This is a genomic window from Saccharomonospora iraqiensis subsp. paurometabolica YIM 90007, assembly GCF_000231035.2.
GTDB lineage: Bacteria > Actinomycetota > Actinomycetes > Mycobacteriales > Pseudonocardiaceae > Saccharomonospora > Saccharomonospora paurometabolica.
The window spans coordinates 60,526-84,134 of record NZ_KI912218.1 but is presented as its reverse complement, the minus strand read 5'-3'; the positions used below and the strand labels follow the sequence as shown (position 1 = coordinate 84,134).

At 71.6% G+C, this 23,609-nt stretch carries 24 protein-coding genes and 3 pseudogenes; 7 read left to right on the top strand and 20 right to left on the bottom strand.

Features of this window, described 5'->3' with window-relative positions:
- Positions 1-103: 103 nt before the first annotated feature.
- The 5 genes and pseudogenes from SACPADRAFT_RS26125 to SACPADRAFT_RS33775 all read right to left on the bottom strand — a co-directional run bounded on the left by SACPADRAFT_RS26125 (position 104) and on the right by SACPADRAFT_RS33775 (position 2,057).
- Complete coding sequence (locus SACPADRAFT_RS26125) at positions 104-502, bottom strand: IS5 family transposase (protein WP_198048280.1); 399 nt, start codon at positions 500-502, stop codon at positions 104-106.
- Positions 503-569: 67 nt separating this feature from the next.
- Positions 570-1,034, bottom strand: coding sequence for a Tn3 family transposase (locus SACPADRAFT_RS33785; RefSeq protein ID WP_407690018.1), 465 nt, complete (start codon positions 1,032-1,034; stop codon positions 570-572).
- 16 nt (positions 1,035-1,050) lie between these two features.
- Positions 1,051-1,119: pseudogene (locus SACPADRAFT_RS34475) on the bottom strand (hypothetical protein); the annotation flags it as partial.
- Positions 1,113-1,544 (bottom strand): hypothetical protein, encoded by a 432-nt coding sequence (locus tag SACPADRAFT_RS33780; protein WP_233357136.1) that lies wholly within the window; start codon positions 1,542-1,544, stop codon positions 1,113-1,115. The pseudogene SACPADRAFT_RS34475 and the gene SACPADRAFT_RS33780, both read right to left, overlap by 7 nt.
- Positions 1,545-1,586: 42 nt before the next feature.
- Positions 1,587-2,057, bottom strand: coding sequence for a DUF4158 domain-containing protein (locus SACPADRAFT_RS33775; RefSeq protein ID WP_007023930.1), 471 nt, complete (start codon positions 2,055-2,057; stop codon positions 1,587-1,589).
- Between the two features lie 226 nt (positions 2,058-2,283).
- Here SACPADRAFT_RS33775 and SACPADRAFT_RS0207485 point away from each other — a divergent pair, with 226 nt between their 5' ends.
- Both SACPADRAFT_RS0207485 and SACPADRAFT_RS0207480 read left to right on the top strand, forming a co-directional pair.
- Complete coding sequence (locus SACPADRAFT_RS0207485) at positions 2,284-2,619, top strand: type II toxin-antitoxin system HicB family antitoxin (RefSeq protein ID WP_007023931.1); 336 nt, start codon at positions 2,284-2,286, stop codon at positions 2,617-2,619.
- Positions 2,620-2,759: 140 nt separating this feature from the next.
- A complete protein-coding gene (locus tag SACPADRAFT_RS0207480; protein WP_007023932.1) occupies positions 2,760-3,434 on the top strand; it encodes a haloacid dehalogenase type II in 675 nt (224 codons plus the stop codon).
- A 13-nt stretch (positions 3,435-3,447) separates the two neighbouring features.
- Here SACPADRAFT_RS0207480 and SACPADRAFT_RS0207475 read toward each other — a convergent pair whose 3' ends face one another.
- The 10 genes and pseudogenes from SACPADRAFT_RS0207475 to SACPADRAFT_RS0207430 form a co-directional block, all read right to left on the bottom strand.
- Positions 3,448-4,245: an IclR family transcriptional regulator gene (locus tag SACPADRAFT_RS0207475; RefSeq protein ID WP_007023933.1), complete on the bottom strand. Its 798-nt coding sequence runs from the start codon at positions 4,243-4,245 to the stop codon at positions 3,448-3,450.
- A gap of 84 nt (positions 4,246-4,329) precedes the next feature.
- Positions 4,330-5,556, bottom strand: a complete 1,227-nt coding sequence (locus tag SACPADRAFT_RS0207470) for an aminopeptidase P family protein (protein ID WP_007023934.1) — start codon at positions 5,554-5,556, stop codon at positions 4,330-4,332.
- 111 nt (positions 5,557-5,667) lie between these two features.
- Entirely contained in the window at positions 5,668-6,129 is a 462-nt protein-coding gene (locus tag SACPADRAFT_RS0207465; RefSeq protein ID WP_007023935.1) for a nucleoside deaminase, read from the bottom strand.
- The gene (locus tag SACPADRAFT_RS26110) at positions 6,129-7,067 is read right to left on the bottom strand and encodes a polysaccharide deacetylase family protein (protein ID WP_051442408.1); all 939 of its coding nucleotides are present in this window, start codon (positions 7,065-7,067) and stop codon (positions 6,129-6,131) included. Before SACPADRAFT_RS26110 ends, SACPADRAFT_RS0207465 begins: the two co-directional genes overlap by 1 nt.
- Entirely contained in the window at positions 7,064-8,443 is a 1,380-nt protein-coding gene (locus SACPADRAFT_RS0207455) for a cytosine permease (protein WP_007023937.1), read from the bottom strand. The genes SACPADRAFT_RS26110 and SACPADRAFT_RS0207455 overlap by 4 nt, the downstream gene beginning before the upstream one ends.
- A gap of 449 nt (positions 8,444-8,892) precedes the next feature.
- Positions 8,893-10,053, bottom strand: coding sequence for an SPFH domain-containing protein (locus tag SACPADRAFT_RS0207450; protein ID WP_007023938.1), 1,161 nt, complete (start codon positions 10,051-10,053; stop codon positions 8,893-8,895).
- Positions 10,054-10,120: 67 nt separating this feature from the next.
- Positions 10,121-10,549, bottom strand: a complete 429-nt coding sequence (locus SACPADRAFT_RS0207445; RefSeq protein ID WP_007023939.1) for an NfeD family protein — start codon at positions 10,547-10,549, stop codon at positions 10,121-10,123.
- A gap of 95 nt (positions 10,550-10,644) precedes the next feature.
- Positions 10,645-11,471 (bottom strand): annotated as a pseudogene (locus SACPADRAFT_RS26105) (DUF3097 domain-containing protein).
- Between the two features lie 82 nt (positions 11,472-11,553).
- Complete coding sequence (locus SACPADRAFT_RS0207435) at positions 11,554-12,357, bottom strand: SCO1664 family protein (protein ID WP_007023942.1); 804 nt, start codon at positions 12,355-12,357, stop codon at positions 11,554-11,556.
- A gap of 7 nt (positions 12,358-12,364) precedes the next feature.
- Entirely contained in the window at positions 12,365-12,967 is a 603-nt protein-coding gene (locus tag SACPADRAFT_RS0207430; RefSeq protein ID WP_007023943.1) for a DUF3090 domain-containing protein, read from the bottom strand.
- A 78-nt stretch (positions 12,968-13,045) separates the two neighbouring features.
- Here SACPADRAFT_RS0207430 and SACPADRAFT_RS0207425 point away from each other — a divergent pair, with 78 nt between their 5' ends.
- Positions 13,046-13,492 carry a TIGR03668 family PPOX class F420-dependent oxidoreductase gene (locus SACPADRAFT_RS0207425; protein WP_007023944.1) on the top strand — a complete coding sequence of 149 codons (447 nt, stop codon included), beginning with the start codon at positions 13,046-13,048 and terminating at the stop codon, positions 13,490-13,492.
- Here the strand turns inward: SACPADRAFT_RS0207425 and mptB are convergent.
- Complete coding sequence (gene mptB, locus SACPADRAFT_RS0207420) at positions 13,443-15,140, bottom strand: polyprenol phosphomannose-dependent alpha 1,6 mannosyltransferase MptB (RefSeq protein WP_007023945.1); 1,698 nt, start codon at positions 15,138-15,140, stop codon at positions 13,443-13,445. The two genes, SACPADRAFT_RS0207425 and mptB, sit on opposite strands and share 50 nt — an antisense overlap.
- A gap of 479 nt (positions 15,141-15,619) precedes the next feature.
- Here mptB and SACPADRAFT_RS0207415 point away from each other — a divergent pair, with 479 nt between their 5' ends.
- Together SACPADRAFT_RS0207415 and SACPADRAFT_RS0207410 are read left to right on the top strand one after the other, a co-directional pair.
- The gene (locus tag SACPADRAFT_RS0207415; RefSeq protein ID WP_007023946.1) at positions 15,620-16,609 is read left to right on the top strand and encodes a malate dehydrogenase; all 990 of its coding nucleotides are present in this window, start codon (positions 15,620-15,622) and stop codon (positions 16,607-16,609) included.
- Between the two features lie 208 nt (positions 16,610-16,817).
- Entirely contained in the window at positions 16,818-17,567 is a 750-nt protein-coding gene (locus tag SACPADRAFT_RS0207410; RefSeq protein ID WP_007023947.1) for a YwaF family protein, read from the top strand.
- Between the two features lie 37 nt (positions 17,568-17,604).
- Here the strand turns inward: SACPADRAFT_RS0207410 and SACPADRAFT_RS0207405 are convergent, their stop codons facing one another.
- The 4 genes from SACPADRAFT_RS0207405 to SACPADRAFT_RS0207390 are packed head-to-tail and all read right to left on the bottom strand — an operon-like array spanning position 17,605 to position 22,287.
- Positions 17,605-19,656, bottom strand: coding sequence for a M3 family metallopeptidase (locus SACPADRAFT_RS0207405; protein ID WP_007023948.1), 2,052 nt, complete (start codon positions 19,654-19,656; stop codon positions 17,605-17,607).
- Positions 19,653-20,372, bottom strand: a complete 720-nt coding sequence (locus SACPADRAFT_RS0207400) for a histidine phosphatase family protein (RefSeq protein WP_007023949.1) — start codon at positions 20,370-20,372, stop codon at positions 19,653-19,655. Before SACPADRAFT_RS0207400 ends, SACPADRAFT_RS0207405 begins: the two co-directional genes overlap by 4 nt.
- An 18-nt stretch (positions 20,373-20,390) precedes the next feature.
- A complete protein-coding gene (locus SACPADRAFT_RS0207395; protein WP_007023950.1) occupies positions 20,391-21,242 on the bottom strand; it encodes an undecaprenyl-diphosphate phosphatase in 852 nt (283 codons plus the stop codon).
- A gap of 1 nt (position 21,243) precedes the next feature.
- Positions 21,244-22,287 carry an LLM class F420-dependent oxidoreductase gene (locus SACPADRAFT_RS0207390; protein ID WP_028662298.1) on the bottom strand — a complete coding sequence of 348 codons (1,044 nt, stop codon included), beginning with the start codon at positions 22,285-22,287 and terminating at the stop codon, positions 21,244-21,246.
- An 85-nt stretch (positions 22,288-22,372) separates the two neighbouring features.
- Here SACPADRAFT_RS0207390 and SACPADRAFT_RS0207385 point away from each other — a divergent pair, with 85 nt between their 5' ends.
- On the top strand, positions 22,373-23,338 hold the full coding sequence (locus SACPADRAFT_RS0207385) for an aldo/keto reductase (RefSeq protein WP_007023952.1): 966 nt from the start codon (positions 22,373-22,375) through the stop codon (positions 23,336-23,338).
- Positions 23,335-23,609: pseudogene (locus tag SACPADRAFT_RS33770) on the top strand (hypothetical protein); the annotation flags it as partial. The gene SACPADRAFT_RS0207385 and the pseudogene SACPADRAFT_RS33770, both read left to right, overlap by 4 nt.

The following is a 23,609-nucleotide window of genomic DNA, read 5'->3' as shown; positions in this document are numbered from 1 at the left end:
GTACCGGTGGGATGGCCTCGACCAGCGGTAGGAGTTGGGTGATGTCGCCTGCGGTTGCCGCCGGTGAGGCGCACGGCGAGGGGGATGCCGCCCCCGTCGCAGATCACATGGTGCTTCGAGCCGGTCTTGGCTCGGTCGACCGGGCTCGGCCCCGTGTCCGGGCCCCCCTTTTCGCGCGCACGTGCGACGCGTCCACACACGCCCGGGACCAGTCGATGGCCGCGGCCGCGTTCAGTTCGGCCAGCAACACCTCGTGCAGCCGGTCGAACACGCCCGCCTCCTGCCAGTCCCGCAACCGCCGCCAACAGGTCATGCCGGAGCCGAAGCCCAGCTCCTGCGGCAGGTCCTCCCACCCGATCCCGGTGTAGAGCACGAACAGGATGCCCTGCAGCACCTGCCGATCCGGCAGCGGCTTCGGCCCCGTCCTGCCAGCAGGACGTACTGGCAGCAACGGCTCGATCCGCGACCACAACTCGTCCGACACGACCCACGGCGCAGCCACACCAAGATCATCTCAAACCAAGATCATCAATGTGTTAGGGGCTCTTACTGGTTCGCAAGGGGATCCCTCAGCGGGACGGGAGCGGAAGGTCGAGGCGTGTGGTCATGTCCAGGCGGAAGCGCCCGTAGGGGTTGATGTTGGACCAAAACAGCGGGCTCAGCGCCCGGCGTTCGTGAGGGCCGAGGAGCTCGTCCCAGCCTGGGCTGTCGAGGACGTGTTGCAGCAGCAGGGTGTTGACGTGCACCAATGCCGACTGGAGTAGGTGCAAGGCGAGCATGGAGACTTCGGCGGACTCGCGGTCGGGGCCGGTGAGCTCGGTGTTTTTGCCGTAGAAGATCACGCCGTTGCCGGAGTTCCAGTTCTCCACGACCCGCAGCCCGCCGTGGATCTCACGGCGCAGGTCTTCGTCGGCGAGGTAGTCGCAAGCGAAGATGGTGCGCACCGCGCGGCCGAGGTCCTTCCGGGGCTTGGTAGGTGGGGTGCTTCGGGCCGCCGCGGGTGAAGCGGCGCAGGATCGACTCCGACTCGGCAGTGCCCAGCCGTAGCGCGGTGGCGTATTTGACCATTCGGTCGTACTGCTGGGCGATGAGGTCCCACTTGATCGGCCTGGTCAGCACGGGACCGAGGTGAGCCCAGGTGCCAGCGTCGTCGGGCCGGTACTGAGCTCGCGCTCGACCTTGCGATCCGCCTTCGTATTGATCTTGTGCACAAGCCCGATCAGCAGGTCCACCAGGGCATCAGTGATCTCGGTTTGACGCATCCAGCACAACGCCGCCAACAGCGTCAGCCGCACCTCGCGGGGGCTATCCCGCAGGTCGGACGGGTACGAGCGCATCGCCCGCGCCCGCCAGGCGGCCACCAGCTTCTCCGAGGCGTCGGCGAACAGCCCGCTCGGCAGCCCCAGCTCGCGTACCGCGGTCAGCTTGTCGATCTCGGCCAACACCGTCTCCAACCCGACCTGACCGGGATCGGCCTTCAACTCCGCCAACAGACCTCGCCCCGCAGAGTCGTCCTCGGCGACCAAGGCCTCCAGCACCGCCACACTCGCCGCCGATAGACGCTCGACGGTGCGCTGGCAAAACCGCTACTCGAACGTCGAGCGCGCCGCGCCGAGGGGATCCAGCCGCCCGGGTGGCTCGATCCCCTCGGCGCGGCAGCGCACCAACACCGCCTGCCGCAGCCGGTCCTCACGCAGCTCGACCGGGCAGACCTCCTCGGCCAACCATCCGGCCAGCTTGCCCTCATCACCCCGGGAGAACTCGCGGAAACCGAACGCGGCCCGAATCTGCGCTCGATGATCTTTGATCGAGCGAGAGCGCCACGAGTAGCGGGCGAACTCCTCGGCGTCCACGCCGACCTGCTCAGCGACGTAGCCAACCGCCTGCGACGGAACCTCCTCGGCATAGCGCGGGAACCGTGCCTCGATCTCGAAGAACTTCAGCAACAGGGCGAATCCCAGCCGCGTGGCCCCAGACTTGTTGCCCACCAGGCGCCAGTCATCACCAACTAGCGTCCACGACTCGACCAGCTCTTCCGAGGCCCACTCGCGCTGCACATGCGCACGCTATCGAGCCTCCAGGCCAGCACCTCACCGGGATCGCTCTACTCTGCCCCTCAGGCCAGCTTGGAGTACGGGGCCCAGTCGGGTGGTTCGCACCTGGTATTCCGCACGCCGTGGTGCGGTGACCCGCGCGTGAACATCCAGTCCGATCGTGAGCAGGCGAAGGCATACCAGGTCCGCCAGGTACTCAAAGCGATCGACCGATGGGAAGGTGGCAACGATGACGGCGATTGATCCCTCGCACTACACCTACCGTGTCACCTGGTCAGCAGAAGACGGGGAATTCGTCGCGACGTGCCTGGAACTCCCGTCGCTGTCCTGGCTCGCCGCGACACCGCAGGACGCGCTGACCGGGGTGGAGCGGGTCGCCGCCGAGGCAGTGGCGGACCTGCGGGAGGCGGGTGAGCAGATCCCGGTCCCACTCGCGGACCAGCAGTTCTCGGGGCGGTTCAACGTCCGTATCCCCGAGACGCTGCACCGCAGGCTCGCCACCGAGGCCGCTGAGGAAGGTGTGAGCCTCAACCGTCTGGTCAGCGACCGACTCGCCCGCAGGTGAAACCCGTCGCCCGGCCGTCGCGCCCGGGGCACGACCCGGCCGCGGCGGCCGGGATGTGATCCGCCGCCCGTGGGGTACTCCCGGTCCGGTGACGTGCGGCCGTCACCGCGCCCGTCGCTCTGTACGACCGAGGAGGTCCCGTGTCCACTCGCCCGCACGCCGTCGCGTTCGACGTGCTCGAAACGTTGTTGAATCTGGAGCCGCTCCGCACCCGGATGGAGGAGATCGGCCAGCCGGCGGACCTGCTGCAGCCGTGGTTCATGCGGTTCCAGCGCGACTCGATGGCGCTGACCCTGTCCGGGGACTTCGGGACGTTCGAGTCGGTCGCCCGCCAGGCGCTGCGCACCGACACGCAACACACCGCCACCGAGGAGGACATCGACCACGTCCTGGCCGGTTTCGGGCAGCTGCCCGCCCACCCCGACGCCGAACCCGCGCTGCGGCAGCTGTCCGAGGCCGGGGTGCGCATCGGCTGCCTGACCGTCGGCAGGGCGGACAATACGGAACGGTTCCTCGAACAGGCGGGGCTCGCCCGCCACGTCGACCAGGTGATCACCGCGGAGCAGGCCGGGATCTGGAAACCCGCCCCGTCCATCTACCGCGTCGCCGCCCACCAGCTCGGGGTCTCCCCGGCAACCATGGCGCTGGTCGCGGTACACGCCTGGGACTGCCACGGAGCCAAACGCGCCGGCTGCCTCGCCGGCTGGTGCGCCCGCCTCGAAGGCCGCTACGGTGACGTCTTCACCCCCGCCGACGTGACCGGCGCCGACCTCGGCGAGGTCGCCGAGAATCTGCTGCGGTTGCCGTCCGCGTGAGGCGCCGCCGCGGTCAGGCCCCGCCGAGCCGGGCGGTGATGGCCGCGGCGGCCTCCCGCACCACCTCGCCGTACAGCTCGAGTTGGTCGCGGGAGACGCGGAACCGGGGCGCCGACAGCAGCACCGCGGCCACCTGCTCGCCCCGGTGGTCGGCCACCGGGGCGGCGAGGCCGGCCTCCTCCAGCGACGTCTCGCCGTAGTTCACCGCGTAGCCGAGTTTGCGCACCTCGGCCAGCCGGTCGACGTAGGCGGCGACGGTGTGCTCGTCCACGCCGGGCATGTGCAGCACCCCGCGTTCCAGCAGGCCCCGCACCCGGTTCTCCTCCAGGTCGGCGCAGAACACCTGCACCGACGAGCTCGCCGCCGTGTTGTACCGGGTGCCCAGCGGGGTGGTGTGCTTGACTTGGTGCGGGCTGGCCACCTGCTCCACACAGATCGACTCGGTGTCGTTCCACACCATCAGCGCCGCCGTCTCCCCGGTGCGGCGGGTCAGGTCGGCCAGCACCGGGTAGGCCGCCCGCCGCACGTCCAGGTCGGCCAGCAACGGCCCGGCCAGCGCCAGCACCCCCAGCCCCAGCCGGAACCGCCGCGACGGCTCGTCCCGCTCGACCAGGTTCTCCCGCTCCAGGGTCGCCAGGATGCGCGACACCGTGCTCTTGTGTAGCCCCACCCGGGCGGCGATCTCGGTCACTCCGAGTTCGGGTTCCTCGCTGCTGAAGGCCCCCAGTACGGCGATGCCGTTGGACAGCACCGACATCGCCCGGCCCTCGCCACCGGGCCGCTCGCCCGCGTCCGTGACGTCGTTCACCATGCCGACATCCTCTCGTGTCACCCGGTGGCGCCTCCGCCGCACCCGCCCAGGGGGCGAGGCGGGCGCGGCGGAGGCGGGTCCGTGTCAGCCGCGGACGATGTTGTGCTCCGGGCCGAACGGGAACTTCGTGATGTTCTCCGCGCCGTTCTCGGTGACCACCAGGATGTCGTGCTCCCGGTAGCCGCCCGCACCGGGCTCACCCTCCGGCACCATGATCATCGGCTCCATGGAGACCACCATGCCCGGTTCCAGCACCGTCTCGATGTCCTCCCGCAGCTCCAGCCCGGCCTCCCGGCCGTAGTAGTGGCTGAGCACACCGAACGAGTGGCCGTAACCGAAGGTGCGGTTGGCCAGCAGACCGTGCTCGATGTAGATCTCGTTCAGCGTGTGCGCGATCTCGCCGCAGCTGATGCCGGGCCGGATCAGGTCCAGACCGCGCCGGTGCACGTCCACGTTGATGTTCCACAGCTGAAGCGACCGCGCGTCCGGCTCACCGAGGAACATGGTCCGCTCCAGCGCGGTGTAGTAGCCCGACGTCATCGGGAAGCAGTTCAGGCTGAGGATGTCCCCCTGCCGCAGCTTCCGCGTGGTCGGCCAGTTGTGCGCACCGTCGGTGTTCACCCCGGACTGGAACCACACCCACGTGTCCCGGATCTCGCTGGCGGGGAAGGTGCGGGCGATCTCGTGCACCATCGCCTCGGTCCCGGCCAGCGCCACCTCGTACTCGGTCACACCCTCGGCGATGGCGGCCTTCACGGCCTCCCCACCGAGGTCACCGATCCGGGCGCCGTGCTTGATGACCTCGATCTCCTCCGGCGACTTGATCATGCGCTGCCGCATCGCCGCCTGCGAGATGTCCACCAGGGTGGCGTCGTCGAAGGTGTCCTGGAACTTCTGCCGCAGCTGCACCGGCAGCGTGTCGTCCTCGACACCGACCCGCCGGACCCGCACACCCCGCGACCGCAACGTCTCCTTGATCACGTGGAAGAAGTTGTCCCGCTGCCAGTCGGTGTAGACGACGTTGTCGCCGTAGGTGCGCCGCCACGGCATGCCACCGTCGATGTTGGCCGACACCGTGAACGCGTCGTCGGCGGTGACCACGTAGGCGTAGTTCCGGCCGAAGGCGGTGTAGAGGAAGTCCGAGTAGTACTTGACGTTGTGGTACGAGGTCAGCAGCGCCACGTCCACCCCGTCGTCGGCCATGATCTTACGCAGCGTCGACAGCCGACGCTCCATCTCCGCGTCGGAGAAGGTGCGCTGTTCCTTCTCCCCGTTGTGGATGATCTTCAGCCGTTCGAGCGTCTCGCTCATCGTTCCTCCTGCGTGTCGTGTCCGCCGTGTCGTGCGGACGGAACTCGTCGGCCGGCACCACCCGTGCCGCGGGCCGGCCCCGTCGGAATCGGGCATCGTGCGCCCGGCCGGTCAGTCGCCGATGTCCTCGGCCCACACCCGCGGGGACCGGCGCTGGAACTCGGTCATCAGGTCGCGGCAGCGCGGGTCGTCGGCCACCAGCACCTCCGTGCCGTGCGCGCGCAGCAGGTCGAGGTGGCCGCCGAACGTGGTGGCCTCACCGATGACGACCCGCGGGATGCGGAACTGGACGATCGCGCCCGCGCACATCGCGCACGGCGCCAACGTGGTGTACAGGGTCGTGGACCGGTAGCCGGTGCGGCGGCCGGCGTGGCGCAGGCAGGTGATCTCGCCGTGCGCGGTGGGATCACCCTCCTGCACCCGCAGGTTGCGGCCGGTGGCCACCACCCGCCCGTCCTCGGCCAGGCTCGCGCCGATCGGGACACCGCCCTCGGCGAACCCCTCCCGCGCCTGCCGGTAGGCCGCTTCCAGGCCCGCCGCGTCCGCCTCGTCGAGAGTCGGGACCGGACCCATCACGCCTCCCCGGAGTCCTCGAGGTGCGCGAACGCGTCCCGCACCTGCTCGGTCGACATCCGCTGGTGCCGGTACGGCGGCAGCCCCAGCGACCGGGTGTGCCCGGCGATCTCGTCCAGGGTGGTGACCCACATGCCCTCGAGGTCCTTCACCCGCTCGATCAGCTCCTCCAGCGCGTGGGCACGGCCGGGCCGCCCGCTGAGGAACGGGTGGTTGGTCAGCACGAAACACCCGCCCTCGCGGTGCATCGCCTCGGCCTCCAACTGCCACAGCTCCCGCGCCTTCGCGGGCGACTCGATCACCCCGCTGCCGGTCCAACCCGGGTAGAACGCGTACTGCTCCCAGTCGTCCAGGGCCCAGTCCACCGGGATCTCCACCAGCGACTCCCCGGTGTCCGGCCCGGTCACCGGGCCGAGCGCGTACGGACGGTCCCCGTCCAGCAGGCTCGTCTCGTAGACGAAACCCCGTTCCAGCAGCAGTTCCGGGGTGTGCCAGTTCAGCTCCCACCACGGCGCGCGGTAGCCGGACGGCCGCACCCCGGCCACCGACTCCAGCGCCGCCAGGCCCCGGTCGAGCACCCGGGCCTCCTGGTCGCGGGTCAGCGACCCCATCGGCTCGTGCGTGTAGCCGTGGTGGGCGATCTCGTGGCCCGCGTCCCGGATCCGGCGCACCATGTCCGGATACATCTCCGCGGTCAGCCCCGGCACGAAGAACGTCGCCCGGATCTCCTGGCGGTGCAGGATCCCCAGCAGCCGGGGCACCGCGACCAGCGGCCCGTACGACTGGTGCGACATCAACGACATGCGGTCGTGGGTGGATCGGTCCGCCGCCAGGGCGCAGGACTCGGCGTCCACGTCGAAGGTGAACGACGCCGCCGCCCGCACCCCCTCCGGCCAGGTGTGCCCGTGTGCCACCGGGTCGTCTCCTCTCGTGGTCATCGCGTGGGCTCCGCGCTCCCCGCCTCCGCGGCGCTTCCCGCCTCCGCGGTGCCCGTCGCCCCGGACGGGTTCCCCGTGTCCGGGCCGCGGCCCCGGGACAGCAGCAGGTGGAACAGCGGGGCGGCCACGGCCGCGACGACGATGCCCTGCACCGCGGGGATACCGACGTCGAACGCCGACCCCAGCCCGGCGGCCACCGTGCCGGTCAGGTACGCGGCCAGGCAGCTCCACCGCAGCATCGGCACGCCGGTCACGCCGCCCTTCTCGGTCAGGTACTGCCGCGGCAACCGGCCGCGCCACACCAGGAAGAACTGGCCCATGATCGCGCCACCGATCGGCGGAACGAGCGTGCCCAGCAGCGTCAGGAACACCGTCAGCGACTCGTAGATGCCGGTGAGCGCGAGCACCACGCCCAGCGCCGCACCGCCCGCGACGAACGGACGCTTGTCGTTGACCGAGAACAGCTCCGCCCCGGCCACGCCGAAGGCGTAGGCGGTGTTCTCGTTGGTCGTCCACAGCGCCAGCAGCAGCAGCCCGGCGCCCGCGGCCACCAGCCCCATCTCGTACAGCGCGAGCACGAAGTCCGGCTCGCCGTAGGCGGCCGAGCCCAGGCCGCCGAAGAAGTACATCGCCGACTGGGCACCGATCACCGCGACGAAGATCGCGATGAGGGCTCCCCGGTCGCTGCGGGCGAACCGGGACCAGTTGCCCACCTGGGTCGAGCCGCTGACGAACGTCCCGATCAGCACGGTGAGCGCGGCGCCGACACTCATCTCGGTGATCGGCTCGGTCGCCATCAGCTCACCCCAGCCGCCGACGTCGCTGATCGCGCGCTGCGCGATCCACACGCACAGCACCAGCAGCAGCGGGATGGCCACCCACCCCAACATCTCCAGCCCCTTGGCGCCCATGTAGGCGGCGGTGGCCGTGACCACGCCGAACACCAGCACCAGCGGCCAGGTCGTGTCGAACGACAGCGCACGCCCGATCAGATCGCCCAGCACGGCCAGGGTGACCGCGAACCAGCCGACCTGGGTTCCCCCCAGCAGCAGGGCGGCCCACTTGCCGCCGGCCCGCCCGAGCGTGGCCTTGGTGATCAGGACGGTGCTCAGCCCGGTGCGGGAACTGATCACCCCCATCAGCGCCGCGTACAGCGCGAGCACCGTCGCGGCCACCAGCGCGATCAGCAGGTAGTCGCCGAACCGGAACCCCACCGACGTCTGCCCCCCGGCCAGCATCGTGGGTGTGAAGAAGAAGAAGCTCGCGAGCAGGACGAACAGGCCCGCGGGCGAGCGGCGCGCCGCCTTCGGGACGGCCTCGAGCGGATAATCGGGGTCGTGTCCGGCGTCACCACGCCGGGTACGGCCAGAAACCATGCGTCTCCCTGTCCACGGACACCACGACGTGCGCCGTCATGTCCGGACATAGTCGGAATCGTGTGAACCCGTCTCATTGCGTTGCTTCACGCGCAAATTGGTTGTGGCAATCTAGGCAGGGGCCAGCGAACCTGTCAACCCGCCCGGACAATTCCACGGTCCACCACGGCTCCGGTAAAAGCGTTCTGACCACGTCATTCACGCCGCGATCGACGGGAATGAAGGATCCCTCACGAAGGTCACACACCGCCGCCCCGGCACAACACGCACCGCAGGTTGCAGTACCAGCATGCGTGTTGCGGTAACCGAGTGTGTGGGTGCGGCCACCGTCCGACGTCCGCCCGGACCGCCCGAGGGCACACACACGAAAAAACGGCAGGTGCCCCGTGGACCGGGGCACCTGCCGTGTCGTGGGGTCGCGCTTCCGACCCCGGATCGCCGACGGACTCCTACTGCTGCGGCGACCTCCCGGACGGCGGCGTCGGCGCGCTGCCCCCGCTGCTCATCGGATCCGGCACCTCCTGCCGTGCCACGGCCTCCGCCGCACGCACCGCCTCGGCCACCTTCGGGTCGGTGGCCGTGTCGAACCAGCTCGCCACCTCCTCGTCCTCCAGCGACGGCATCGCCGGGGCCTGCTGCTCCGACGGCTCGTAGCGGAACACCCCGTCCTCACCCGGCGCGCCGAACTGCTTGGCGAAGCCCTCCAACGCCTTGCCGTAGTCGCTGGGCACCAGCCACACCTTGTTCGCGTCCCCCTGCGCCATCTGCGGCAGCGTCTGCAGATACTGGTACGCCAGCACCTCCGGCGTGGGCCTGCTCGCCTTGATCGCGGCGAACACCTTCTCCACCGCCTTCGCCTGCCCCTGCGCCTGCAGGTACTTCGCCGCCCGCTCACCCTGCGCCCGCAGGATGTGCGACTGCCGATCGGCCTCCGCCTCCAGGATCGCCGCCTGCTTCGACCCCTCCGCGGCCAGGATCTGGCTCTGCTTCTGCCCCTCGGCCGTCTTGATCGCCGACTCGCGCTCACCCTCCGCGGTGAGAATCATCGCGCGCTTCTCCCGGTCCGCGCGCATCTGCTTCTCCATCGAGTCCTGGATCGACGGCGGCGGGTCGATCGCCTTCAACTCGACCCGCGCCACCCGGATGCCCCACCGCCCGGTGGCCTCGTCCAACACGCCCCGCAACTGGCTGTTGATCTGATCGCGGGAGGTCAACGCGTCCTCCAACGACATCGCCCCGATCAGATTCCGCAACGTCGTCGTGGTCATCTGCTCGACACCCACGATGTAGTTCGACACCTCGTACACCGCCGCCCGCGCGTCGGTGACCTGGAAATACACCACCGTGTCGATCGACACCGTCAGGTTGTCGTGCGTGATCACCGGCTGCGGCGGGAACGACACCACCTGCTCCCGCAGATCCACCTTCGCCCGCACCTTGTCCAGGAACGGCACCAGGAAGTTCAGCCCCGGCGACGCCACCGTGCGGAACCGGCCGAGCCGCTCCACCACCGCCGACTGGGCCTGCGGCACCACCATCAACGCCTTCGCGACCACGATGACCACGAACAGCGCCAGCACGGCCACGACGATGTAACCCGCTGTCGACATCACCTGCTCCTTATTGTCGTTCGGAAAGGGTCAGCTCACGCGGTCCGCACCGGCCCCGACGGTCCCCTCACAGCGCCGACACGACCGCGGTCGCCCCCGAGATCTCCACGACCGTCACCGTGGTCCCCGGCTCGATCACCTCACCCTCGGCGACACTGCGCGCCGACCAGGTGTCCCCGGAGATCTTCACCTGCCCCCCGGAGTGGTCCACCCGGGTCACCGCGACCGCACCCGTACCGATCAACGCCTCGGTGTTCGTCCGCAGACCGGACCCGGCGAGGAACCGTCGTTTCAGCGCGGGCCGGGCGAGCACCAGCAGACCCACCGACGCCACCGCGAACACGAGCACGTCGATGATCGGATTCCCGCTGACCGTCGCCGACGCCGCACCGGCGAGCGCCCCGGCACCGAGCATCACCAGCACGAACTCGCCCGAGAGCACCTCGGCCACGATCAGGCCGAGTCCGACGAGGAGCCAGATGAGGGCCGCTGTCATGTGCCCATACTCCCAGACCCACCATCCTGACAACGGGCGCTGCACACCCTGTGATCAAGGTGTGACCTCCGGTGGGCGAGCGGGCGCGACACGACTCACCCACCGTCCGACGTCACGAAGTCGATCAGCCGCTCCATCGCCCCCAGCAACGGCGGCTCCACGTCCCGGAAGTCCCGCACCCCGGACAGCACCCGGCGCCACCCGGAACCCGGATCCCCCCACCCCAGCTCCGCGCACACACCCTGCTTCCACTCCACATCCCGCGGCACCTCCGGCCACGCCCCGATCCCCACACTCGCCGGCTTGACCGCCTGCCAGATGTCCACGTACGGATGCCCCGCGACCAGCACGAACCCGTCGTCGACCCCGGCGATCCCGTCGACCAGCCGCGACTCCTTGCTCCCCGCGACGAGATGATCCACCAGCACCCCGAGCCTGCGCCCCGGGCCCGGACCGAACCCGGCCACCCGCCCGGCGAGACCGTCCACCCCGTCCAACCGCTCCACCACGACCCCCTCCACCCGCAGGTCGTGCCCCCAGACCCGCTCCACCAGCTCGGCGTCGTGCGCCCCTTCGACCCAGATCCGCGAATCCCGCGCCGTGCGCGCCCGCAGACCGTCCACCCGCACCGACCCGGACGCCGACCGGGCCGACACCGAACCGGCCGCAGGCCGCGGCCGCACGAGCGTCACCGGCTCACCCTCCAGCAGGAACGCCCCGCCCCGGCCGCGAACACCCGCTGCCGCCCCCGCCGGTCCTCCAGGACCACGCCACCGTGCTCCCACCGCACCACCGCGCCGCAGAACCCGCCGGCCCGGTCCTCGACCACCAGGCCCGGTTCGGCCGCGACCTCCCGCACCGTCCGACGGGCACGCCGCGCCGCGGGGTCCAGGGGAACGTCGTCATACGAGTGGGCACGCACGGCCGCCGACCGTAGTCCCGGCGCCGCGCCCCGTCACGGCACCACGCCGCACGGACCGCCGGAACGGATCGCGGCGGACCGGTCAGAACAACGGCCAGGGGATCGCGTGCCAGTCGTCCCCGGGCGCGGGGAACACACCCGCCGCCAGCAACGCGTCGGTGCGCCGCACCAACGCCTCCCGCTCGGCTCCCGTCAGATGGGCGGCCAGCGACTCGCCCAGACCGTGGTCGAGCGACCACCGCAGCTTCCGGAGCTTGTCCACCACCCCGTCCGGCAACGGCTCGCCGACCCAACCCCACAGCACCGTGCGCAGCTTCGGGTCCTGATGCAGGCACACGCCGTGGTCGACACCGTAGATCCGCCCGTCCGCACCGGACAGCACGTGACCGCCCTTGCGGTCGGTGTTGTTCACGACCACGTCGAGCACGGCCAACTCCGCGACCCCCGGATCCGCCGAGTGCGCCAGCACCACCGGATCCCCCGTCTCGTCGACCGCGCGCAGCACCACGCGCCAGCCCGGCGGGACCTCGTCCGGCGCGCACACCCGCACCGGCTCGTCGTCGGAGGTCTCCACCCACAGCTGCACCATGCCCTCGCCGAACGGCCCCTCGCGCAGCACCGTCGGCGGCACCCGCCCCAGCTCCGCGGCCTCGGCGATCAGATACGTCGCCACCTCGCGACCCGCGAGCGTGCCGTCCGGGAAGTCCCACAACGGCCGCTCCCCGGCCACCGGCTTGTACACCGCCCGCGCGGCGAGGCCGTCCGACTCCACCCGGCACAGCAGCGTGGTGTTCGAGGCCTCCACCAGCCGGCCCTCCACCTCCAGACCGCCCCGCTCGACGAGCGCGAACGCGGCCGGATCGGTCGGATCCGGGTACTCCGTCACCGCGCCGTCAGTCCTCGTCGAGGTCGGTGGTCGTGTCGGTGCCGGTCAGGTCGGCGTTGCGCCGGTAGCCGTTCTGCCGCGGGCAGATGTGCCCGGCCGGGTCCAACGGGTCCCCGCACAACGGGCACGGCTTGCGGCCGGCGTTGACCACCCGGTCCGCCCGCGTCGCGAACGCGCGGGCCGCCGCCGGGCTGAGGAACACCCGCACCGCGTCCGGACCCTCCTCGGTGTCGTCCAGCACGACGGCCTCGTCGACCTCGCCCTCGGTGATCGCCAACAGCTCGATCACCACCGCCTTGCTCTCGGCGTCCCAGCCCAGCCCCATCGTGCCGACCCGGAACTCCTCCTCGACCGGCACCTCCAGGGGTTCGTTGTCGACCAGCTCCTCGGCCACCTCGTCCGGCACCTCGGCACCGAACCGGCCGGAGATCTCCTCCAGCAGCGAGCCGAGCCGTTCGGCCAGCACCGAGACCTGCTGCTTCTCGACGGTCACACTGACCGTCCGGGTATCCTCCGACGCCTGCAGGTAGAACGTGCGGTCGCCGGGTTCCCCGACGGTGCCCGCGACGAAGCGGTCGGGTTGACGGAAAACGTGAATCACACGAGCCATGGCACCTACGACCCTATGTCAACACCCGCGCCCGAGCGCGCCCGGGGCGCACTCCCCCGCGCCGACTAACCTGGGTCCATGCGCATGGACCCCGCGCGGGCCCGGGCACGCTTCGCCGCGGCCCGGGTGGCCCGCCTGGCCACGGTCGGTGCGGACGACCTGCCGCACCTGGTCCCGGTGACCTTCGCCCTGGACACCGGCACCGCCGAGGCGCCCGACGAGCTCGTCTCGGCCGTGGACAGCAAACCGAAACGCACCACCTCGCTGCGGCGGCTGCGCAACATCGCCGCGCACCCGACCGTGTCCCTGCTGGTGGACCACTACGACGACACCGACTGGACCCGGCTGTGGTGGGTGCGCGCCGACGGCCGCGCCACCGTGGCCGACACCGACCCGGCCGCCGCGGCGGCACTGTCGGCGAAGTACCCCCAGTACCGCCACGAGCCACCCCGGGGCCCGTTCATCCGGGTCGCGGTCACGACGTGGCGGGGTTGGGCGGCGTCGAATCCCGGTCCGTCGCACTGACCGTGCCGCGGCCGCCGCCGACCCCGGCGACGGCCGTGTCCCCACGCCCGTCCACCGGCGCCTCCGACGTCCCGACGTCGGCGGCCCCGGTCGCCGGGCCGACCGGCCGGGGGTCCCGGCGCCACACCGTGATCAGACCCAACGGGTCCGGCCGCAGCAGCGACACCGCCCCGTACAGGCTCGCCGCGACCACCCCGGCGACGAACCACCAGTCGTAGAGGCTCTGTTCCCCGGTCGGGTAGTAGGCCAGCACCAGCAACATCGACACCCCGACGACCACCGCCAGGTGGGTGCGCCGCCACGGGAACGCCGACGCGATCACGAATCCCCAGGTCAGGTACCACGGCAGGGTCGGCGGCGCGAACAACGCGACCGCGAGCAGGGTCACCGCCATGCGCAGCACCGCCTCGCGGCCGCCGTGCCGGGCCTGCCACCACTGCCACACCATCACCCCGATCAGGGCCACCCACGCCAGTCCCCGGGCCACCGTCACGAACGGGGAGACCGGCACGTCGACCACAAGGTTCACCAGCGTGTGGAACACCTCACCGATCCCGGTGGGGAAGTTCAACCAGTTCGCGATGATCTGCGGGGCCTGCAGACCCATCACCCAGCCGAGGTTGACCGACCCGAGGGAGATCCAGGTGCCCACGACGAACACCGCCCCGAAGATGCCCAGCGACGGCGTGACGGTCCGGACGAACCGCCGGAACAGGCTCTCCGACCCGTCCAGGTGATTCGCCCAGATCCACACGAGGAACGGCAGCGCGATCGCCGCCGTCGGCTTGATCAACATGCCCACGGTGACCAGGGCGATCGCGAGCGCGTGTTTGCGCTCCAGCGCCGCCAGCAGCCCGATCGCCAACAGCGCCAGCATGAGCAGGTCGTTGTGCGGGCCACCGACCAGGTGGATCACCGTCATCGGGCTGGCGATCGCCAACCACATCGTCACCGGCAACCGTCCCCCGAGATGCCGCACCAGCCGCGGCAGCGCCCACAGCAGCCCGGCCAGCCCGGCCAGCAGCACCAACCGGGTCACGATCACCCCGGCGATGACGTTGTCCCCGGTCACGCCGACGATCTGCTCGGCCACCCACAGGAACAGCGGACCGTACGGGGCGGGCGTGGTCTGCCAGAGCGGGTGCACGTTTTCCACCACGTTCGGCAGCACGTCGAGCGCGGCGGGCCCGTAGTCGTACGGGTCCAGACCGTGCAACAGCTGCGCGCCCTGCCCGAGGTAGGAGAACACGTCCCGGGTGAACAGCGGCGGCGCGACCAGCAACGGGGCCATCCACGTCAACGCCGCCACCACGACCGGCCTGCTGCCGACCCGGCCCGCGAGGACGTGCCGGCCCAGCCGCACCCAGGCCCACACCACCAGGCCGAAACCCACGTACAGCAGCGCCGTCGCCAGCGCGTGCCCGTGCCCGTAGCGGATCCAGGACAACGGCGACGACCCCAGCACCGGATCGTGCACCAGAATCCCCCCGGCACCGAAGGAGGCGAGCAGCAGCACCAGACTGCCGATCAGCCCCAGCACGGTCGTGCGGAGGGGGAACCGGGACTGTGCGTGCGCAGGGCTCGTCGACCGCTCCTGCCCGGCGGCGGGCGTCTCGGAACCCGGTGCGGAATCGGTGGTGGTGGCCATACTGGTCACTGAGGTTACACACCGACACCGGATCCGCTCGGTGACGGTACGCCGACACCGGACCCGGCCACCCGCACCGACGACGGGTCCGCACCGACGACGGGTCCGCACCACCGCCGCCGTGGCTTCACACCGATATCACCACATCGACCGGGGTACGGGCAAGGTCGCGATCCGTCCCCGCGGCCCGCGCCGGAGCCCGACCCCGACACCCGGGAGGTGATCTCGGTGACATCGGACCGTCCACCCCGGACCGGGGTGGGCCACGTCCGGCCCGGCGATACCCGGCGATTCGGCTGGGCACGGCGGGAGCGGCCTCGCCGGGGCCCTCCGCGGCCGATCCGTTCCGCGCCTCCCCGGCCGGGCCGGGTGAGGTGACGCACCCGCCTGCGCACCGCCGACGGCGGATAGCATCCCGATACCAGCGTCAACACGCTGCACGTGACCGAACACCGAACCCGTCAGCAGGAGAGAACGTCATGACCCAGGCCCCTGTCAACGTCACGGTCACCGGAGCGGCCGGCCAGATCGGATACGCACTGCTCTTCCGGATCGCCTCCGGCCAGCTCCTGGGCCAGGACACGCCGGTGCGGCTGCGCCTGCTGGAGATCCCGCAGGCGGTGAAGGCGGCCGAGGGCACCGCGCTGGAGCTCGAGGACGGCGCATTCCCGCTGCTGCACGGCATCGACATCTTCGACAACGCCCCCGAGGCGTTCGCCGGCACCAACGTCGCCCTGCTCGTGGGCGCCCGCCCGCGCACGAAGGGCATGGAGCGTGGCGACCTGCTGGAGGCCAACGGCGGCATCTTCAAGCCGCAGGGCGAGGCGATCAACGCGGGCGCCGCCGACAACGTCAAGGTGCTCGTCGTGGGCAACCCCGCCAACACCAATGCGCTCATCGCGCAGGCCCACGCGCCCGACGTCCCCGCCGAGCGGTTCACCGCCATGACCCGCCTCGACCACAACCGCGCGATCGCCCAGCTCGCCCGCAAGCTCGACGCGCCGGTGGCCGACGTGAAGAAGATGACCATCTGGGGCAACCACTCGGCCACCCAGTACCCGGACATCTTCAACGCCGAGGTCAAGGGCCGTAACGCCGCCGAGGCGGTGAACGACGAGGCGTGGCTCGCCGACGAGTTCATCCCGCGGGTCGCCAAGCGCGGCGCCGAGATCATCGAGGCGCGGGGCGCCTCGTCGGCCGCCTCCGCCGCCAACGCCGCCATCGACCACATGCACGACTGGGTGAACGGCACCCCGGACGGCGACTGGGTCTCGATGGGCATCCCGTCGGACGGCTCGTACGGCGTGCCCGAGGGCATCATCTCCTCGTTCCCGGTCACCTGCCAGGGCGGGACCTACCGGATCGTGCGCGGCCTGGAGATCAACGAGTTCTCCCGTCCGCGTATCGACGCCTCGGTCAACGAACTCGTCGAGGAGCGGGACGCCGTCCGCAACCTCGGCCTGGTCTGAGCGGCCGCTCCCGGAGGTCGGGAGGGTGACCACCCCGGTCGCTCTCCCGACCTCCACCGCGTTTGCGGTGAGTGGTGTGGTGTCCGGATTCTTGGCGGAGTGTGTTCGCCCACGCCCGCGGGTATAGGTCGTTATACACCACATGGGTGTCCCTGGACTGGCACCATGGGTGGCACGACCAGCGCGGGCACCGAGGCCGGACGGGGACGTGACACGGACGACGGCACAGGACGAGTTCAGCGCCTACGGCGCCTCCCACTGGGCCGTGCTGGCCGTGTTCGCCGCGGGTGTCGCCGCCCTCGTCCTGGCCGGCAGGCGGCAACGCCACCACCCCACCGGCCGACGCCGATTCACCCGCGGCTTCGCCCTCCTGCTGCTCGCCCTGCACGTCGGCGCCCAGCTGTACACGGTCGCCTCCCGGCACTGGCAGCCCTTCGACGCGGTCCCGCTGCACCTGTCCGACCTGGCCGGGTTCGTCACCGCCTACGCCCTGTGGTCGCACCGCCGCTGGGCCTTCGCGCTCACCTACTACTGGGGTCTCACCCTGAGCGCCCAGGCGCTCGTCTCCCCCGTGCTCGACTCCCCCGACTTCCCACACCACGAGTTCCTCGCGTTCTGGGCCCTGCACCTGCTGGTCGTCTGGGCCGCGGTCTATCTCACCTGGGGACTCGGCCTCCGGCCCGGATGGCGGCACTACGCCGTCGCCGTCAGCCTCACCGCCACCTGGGCGGCCGCCGCGTTCGTGTTCAACAGTGTCACCGGCACGAACTTCGGGTTCCTCAACGCCAAACCCGCCACCGGCTCCGTGCTCGACCTGCTCGGCCCCTGGCCGTGGTACCTGCTTCCCGAAGCCGCGCTGATCCTCGCCGCGTGGGCACTGCTCACCTGGCCCTGGACCCGACGGCCCCGCCACACCCGCACCGGTCGCGCGCGTATGGCCGAGGGCACCGAACACTGACGCCCCGGCGCCGGGCACCGGCGACCACGACCGACGACTACGCGCCCGTCAGGCCCCGCCGCTGCAGCAACGGCCCGATCTCCGGGTCGCGGCCGCGGAAGTCCCGGAACGCGGCCATCGGGTCGGTGCTGCCGCCCCGCGCCAGCAGCCGCCTCCGGTAGCGCTCCCCGTTGGCCCGGGTCAGGCCGCCGTTGCCGCGGAAGAACTCCACCGAGTCCGCGTCCAGCACCTCGCTCCAGATGTAGGAGTAGTACCCGGCGGCGTAGCCGTTGCTGAAAATGTGCGCGAAGTAGGTGCTGCCGTAGCGAGGCGGCACCGCGTCCAGGGCCACGCCCGCCTTCTCCAACGCCTGTGCCTCGAACCCGGCCACGTCCTCCACCCGCGTGTCCCCGTCCAGCGTGTGCCAGGCCAGGTCCAGCAGCGCCGCCGCCAGATACTCCGTCGTCGCGAAGCCCTGCCCGTACGCGCGGGACTCCACCAGCCGCTGCACCGTCCGCTCCGGCAGCGGCTCACCCGTGCGGTGGTGCCGGGCGTAGTTGCCCAGCACCTCCGGGTGCAGCACCCACATCTCGTTGACCTGCGACGGGAACTCCACGAAGTCCCGCGGCACGTGGGTGCCCGAAAACGTCGGATACCGCACGTCGGACAGCAACCCGTGCAGCGCGTGCCCGAACTCGTGGAAGGCGGTCTCCACCTCGTCGAACGACAGCAGCACCGGCCCGCCCTCCGGCGGCCGGGCGAAGTTGAGGTTGTTCACCACCACCGGGGCCCGCCCGAGCAGGCGGGACTGGTCCCGGTAGGTGTTCATCCACGCCCCGCCCCGCTTCGACGGCCGCGCGAAGTGGTCGGCCAGGAACAGGCCCAGGGCGGCACCGTCGGCGTCGAACACCTCGAACGTCCGCACGTCCGGGTGGTACGTGGGCAGGTCCGGTCGCTCGGTGAAGGTGAGGCCGTAGAGCCGGTGCGCCGCGAAGAACACCCCGTCGTGCAGCACCCGCTCCAGCTCGAAGTACGGCCGCAGCTCCGCGTCGTCGAGGTCGTACCGACGCCGGCGCACCCGTTCGGCGTAGAAGGCCCAGTCCCACGGTTCGAGGTCGTGGTCGGCGCCGGAGGCCGCGATCTCCCCGGCGAGGTCGGCCGCCTCCTCCCGCGCGTTGGCCACCGCCGCCGGGACCAGGCGGTGCAGCATGCCCAGCGCCGCCTCGACCGTGCCCGCGGTCTGCTCCTCCACCGCGTAGGCGGCGTGGTGCGGGTAGCCCAGCAGCGCGGCCCGTTCGGCGCGCAACCGCGCGATCTCGGTCAGGACCCCGGTGTTGTCGTACTCGCCGCCCCGGTGTCCGCGACCGCGGGACGCCCGGTACACCCGCTCCCGCAGGTCCCGGTTCTCCAGTGCGGCCAGCACCGGCTGCGCCGTCGGCAGCGACAGGGTCAGCGCGTACCGCCCGGGCTCGCCGCGCGCCGTGGCCGCCTCGGCCGCCGCGGCGACCGCGTCCTCCGAGAGTCCGGCCAGCTCGGCCTCGTCGGACACCAGCACGGCCAGGTCATTCGTGTCGGCCAGCAGGTTGTCCTGGAATCGGGTGGACAGCGCCGACAGGCGTTCGTTCAGCGCCCGCAGCCGCGCCTGGTCGTCGGCGCCGAGTCCGGCACCGGCGCGCCGGAAGTCCCGGTGGTAGCGGCGCAGCAGCCACGCCGACTCCTCGTCGAGGTCCAGCGACTCCCGCCGCCGGTACAGCTCGTCGACCCGGGCGAACAGGGCCGCGTCCAGGTGCACCGCGTCGGCGTGCGCGGCCAGCCGGGGCGCGACCTCGGCCTGCACCCGGCGCAGGTCGTCGTCGGTGTGCGAGGCCACGAGGTTGAAGAAGGTCTGCGAGACCCGGTTCAGCAGCTCCCCGGAGCGTTCCAGCGCCACGATCGTGTTGTCGAACGTGGGCGGCTCCGGGTTCGCCGCGACGGCGGCCACCTCGTCGGCGTGGGCGGCCATGCCCGCCTCGAACGCGGGCGGGAAGTCCCCGGCCGTGATCCGGTCGAACGGGGGCAGTTCGTAGGGCAGCTCGCTCGGCGTCAGCAGTGGATTCTCCCGACCGGTCACGCGCGGTCCTTTCCTCCGGTCGTGCCCCCGACCTCGGCGTCGGAGGACAGTGTGCGGCCACGTCGTCTCTTCTTCTTCGGCTTCTCCGGCACCACGCCGCTGAGGTCGCCGCCGTGGTCGTTGAGCCGCAGCACGAACGGGCGGGTCTCGGTGTAGCGGACCACGGAGACCGACGCGGGGTCGACCACGAGCCGTTGGAACGCGTCGAGGTGCTGGCCGAGGGCGTCGGCGAGCACGGCCTTGAGAACGTCGCCGTGGCTGCACAACGCCCACACCGCGTGTTCACCGTGCTCGGCGGTGATCCGCGCGTCGTGCTCGCGCACCGCCGCCACCGCGCGGGCCTGCATCTGCGCCAGCCCTTCCCCGCCGGGGAACACCGCCGCGGACGGATGGGACTGCACCACCCGCCACAACGGTTCCTTCGCCAGGGTCTTCAGCTCCCGGCCGGTCCAGTCGCCGTAGTCCACCTCGGACAGGCGGGACTCCGAGCGGCGCTCCAGGTCCCGGTGCCGGGCCAGCGGGGCCACCGTCTGCCGGCACCGCAGCAGCGGCGAGGTCACGATCGCCGCCAGGGGCACCCCGGCCAACCGATCCACCAGGGCCTCGGCCTGCCCGCTGCCGGTGGCGTCCAGGTCCACCCGCGGGCTGCGGCCCGCGAGGACGCCGGACCCGTTGGCGGACGAGCGGCCGTGCCGCAGCAGGATCACCGTACCCACACCGGCCACCCTACGGGGTCACTGCTGACCTTCGACCACGACCGGCCCCGCGTTGGGGTCGAGCACGCCGGTGAACACCAGCGCGAGCACCAGCAGCCCGAGCACCACCCGGTAGATCACGAACGGGGTGAAGCTGTTCTTCCGGATGTAGTTCATCAGCCACGCGATCACCGCGTAGCCGACCCCGAACGAGACGACGGTGGCCAGCACCGTGGGCCCGACCCCGGGCGCGGAGCCGTCGCCGATGTCGGTGAGCTTGTAGAAGCCGGAGGCCAGCACGGCGGGCACCGCCAGCAGGAACGCGTACTCGGCGGCGTCGGCCCGCTTGTAGCCGAGCAGCAGCCCGCCGGTGATCGTGCCGCCGGACCGGGACACACCCGGGATGAGCGCGAACGCCTGCGCGAGGCCGTACCCGAGGCCGTGCGGCACCGTGAGCTGGTCCAGCTCGCGCTGTTTGCTGCCGATCCGGTCGGCCACCCACAGCAGGATGCCGAACACGATCAGGGTGAGCGCGGTGAGCCGCAGGTCGCGGAACACGCTCTCGATCTGCTCCTCGAACAACAGGCCGAGCACCCCGACCGGGATCGAGCCGACGATGATCAGCCAGCCCATCCGGGCGTCCGGATCGCCCCGGTACTCCGGCCGGGTCAGCGACAGGAACCAGTTCCGCAGAATGCGGCCGATCTTGCGGCTGAAGTAGAACAGCACCGCCAGCTCGGTGCCGATCTGGGTGACGGCGGTGAACGCCGCGCCCGGGTCGTCCCACCCGGCGAAGGCCGCGGTGATCCGCACGTGCGCACTGGACGAGATGGGCAGGAACTCGGTCAGCCCCTGCACCAGCCCCAGGACGAGGGCTTCGAACCAGCCCATCTCAGGCCACCCCGGACCGTTCGAGCGCGCGGACGGCGGTGCGCAGCGTCTCGGCCCCCGCGGCCGGGTCCACGAACGGCGCGACGGTCAGCGTGGTCACCCCGGCCCCGGCGAAGGCGGCCATCCGCTCGGCGATCCGGTCGGTGGGGCCGAGCAGCGAGGTCGCGTCCAGGAACTCCAGCGGCACCGCCGCCATCGCCCCCTCGTAGTCGCGGGCCAGGTACTTCTCCTGCACCTCGGCGGCGGCGTCGGCGAAGCCCATCCGGCAGGCCAGCCGGTTGTAGAAGTTGCGGTCCCGGCTGCCCATGCCGCCCAGGTACAGCGCCGCGTAGGCGCGCACCGAGTCGGCACACACCCGCCAGTCGTCGCCGGGCACCAGCGGCACGGTGGGGGCGATGTCCAGCGCGTCGAGTCCGCGTCCCGCCTTCTCCGCCCCGGCGCGGAGGTGGTCGAGCTGGGTGGCGGCGTGTTCCGGGGAGAAGAACACCGGCAGCCAGCCGTCGGCGATCTCACCGGTCAGTTCCAGGTTGCGCGGCCCGATCGCGGCCAGGTAGGTGGGGATGTGCTCGCGCACCGGGTGCACGGTCAGCCGCAGCGCCTTGCCGGGGCCCTCCGGCAGCGGCAGCGTGAAGTGGTCGCCGTCGTAGCGCACCTTCTCCCGCCGCAGCGCCGTGGACACGATGTCGACGTACTCGCGGGTGCGGGCCAGCGGTGCGGTGAACCGCACCCCGTGCCAGCCCTCGGACACCTGCGGCCCGGACACGCCCAGCCCGAGGCGGAACCGCCCCTGCGACAGGGTGTCCAGGGTCGCCGCCGTCATCGCCGTGGCCGCCGGGGTGCGGGCGGGGATCTGCAACACCGCGCTGCCGATGTCGACCGACGAGGTCTGCGCCGCGACCCACGCCAGCACCGTGGGCGCGTCCGAGCCGTAGGCCTCCGCGACCCACACCACCGAGAACCCGAGTTCGTCCGCCTGCTTGGCCATCGCCAGGTTGGAGGCGTCGTTGCCCGCGCCCCAGTAGCCGAGATTCAGTCCCAATCGCACGGGGTCCGACACTATCGGCCCCGTCCCGGGCGCCGGCGACACGCCTTCGTCACCGGTGCCGGACACGGTCGATAGGCTCACCCCCATGGAAAGCCGTCAGCTCGGCACCTCCGGTCTGCGGGTGTCCCGCCTGGGGCTGGGCACCCTGTCCTGGGCGCGCAGCGCCGACACCGAGGACGCCGCCAACCAGCTCGCGGCGTTCGTCGACGCGGGCGGCACCCTGGTCGACACCGCCGACCTCTACGCCGACGGCGAGGTCGAACGGACGCTCGGGACACTGCTGGGGAAGGTCGTGCCCCGGGACCGGGTGGTGTTGGCCACGAAGGCCGCCGCCCGCCGGGCCGACGGGCCGTTCGGTGGGGGCGCCTCGCGCGGCTCCCTGCTCGCGGCGCTGGACGGCTCGCTGCGCAGGCTCGGGGTCGACCACGTCGACCTGTGGCAACTGCACGCCTGGGATGGGGCCGTGCCGGTGGAGGAGACCCTGGACACGGTGGAACACGTGCTGGCCAGCGGCCGTGTCCGCTACGTGGGGGTGTGCAACTACACCGGCTGGCAGCTGGCCACGGCCGCCGCCTCCACGGCCCGCCGTAGGCTCGTGTCCGTGCAGTCGGAGTACTCGCTGCTGGAGCGGGGTGTGGAGCGGGAGGTGCTGCCCGCCGCCGCGCACCACGGCGTCGGGATGTTGCCGTGGGCACCGTTGGGGCGGGGCGTGCTGACCGGGAAGTACCGCACCGGCACGCCCGCCGACTCGCGCGGCGCGTCCGCCGACTACGCCGGCTACGTCGAGCAGCACCGCACCGACCGGGCGGCCCGCATCGTGGAGGCCGTGGTCACCGCCGCCGACGGGCTGGGCGTGTCGCCGCTGGCGGTGGCGCTGTCCTGGGTGCGGGACCGGCCCGGGGTGGTGGCGCCGGTGGTCGGTGCCCGCGACACCACCCAGCTCAAGGGATCGCTGGCGGCCGAGGACCTGGTCCTGCCGCACGCGATCCGCGCCGCGCTCGACGACGTCAGCGCGATCGAGTTCGGATACCCGGAGAGGTGGCCGTCGTGACCCGGACGACCCGACGGACCCGCGTGTCCGCGGCCCTGCTGGCGGTGCTGCTGGCCGGGCCGCTGGCGGCGTGCGGCACCGGACCGCCCACCGACGAGCTCCAGGTGGTCGAGGATCCGTCGGCCGCGCGGCCGCCCGAGTCCCCCGGCACCACCGTCGAGCCCGCGGGGTCGGTCCCCGTGCCGGAGCCCGGGCCGGTGACCGGACTGGCCGTGGACCCCGCCACCCGCACCCTCGTCACGGCGGTGGCCGAGCCGCCCTCGCTGCGGCT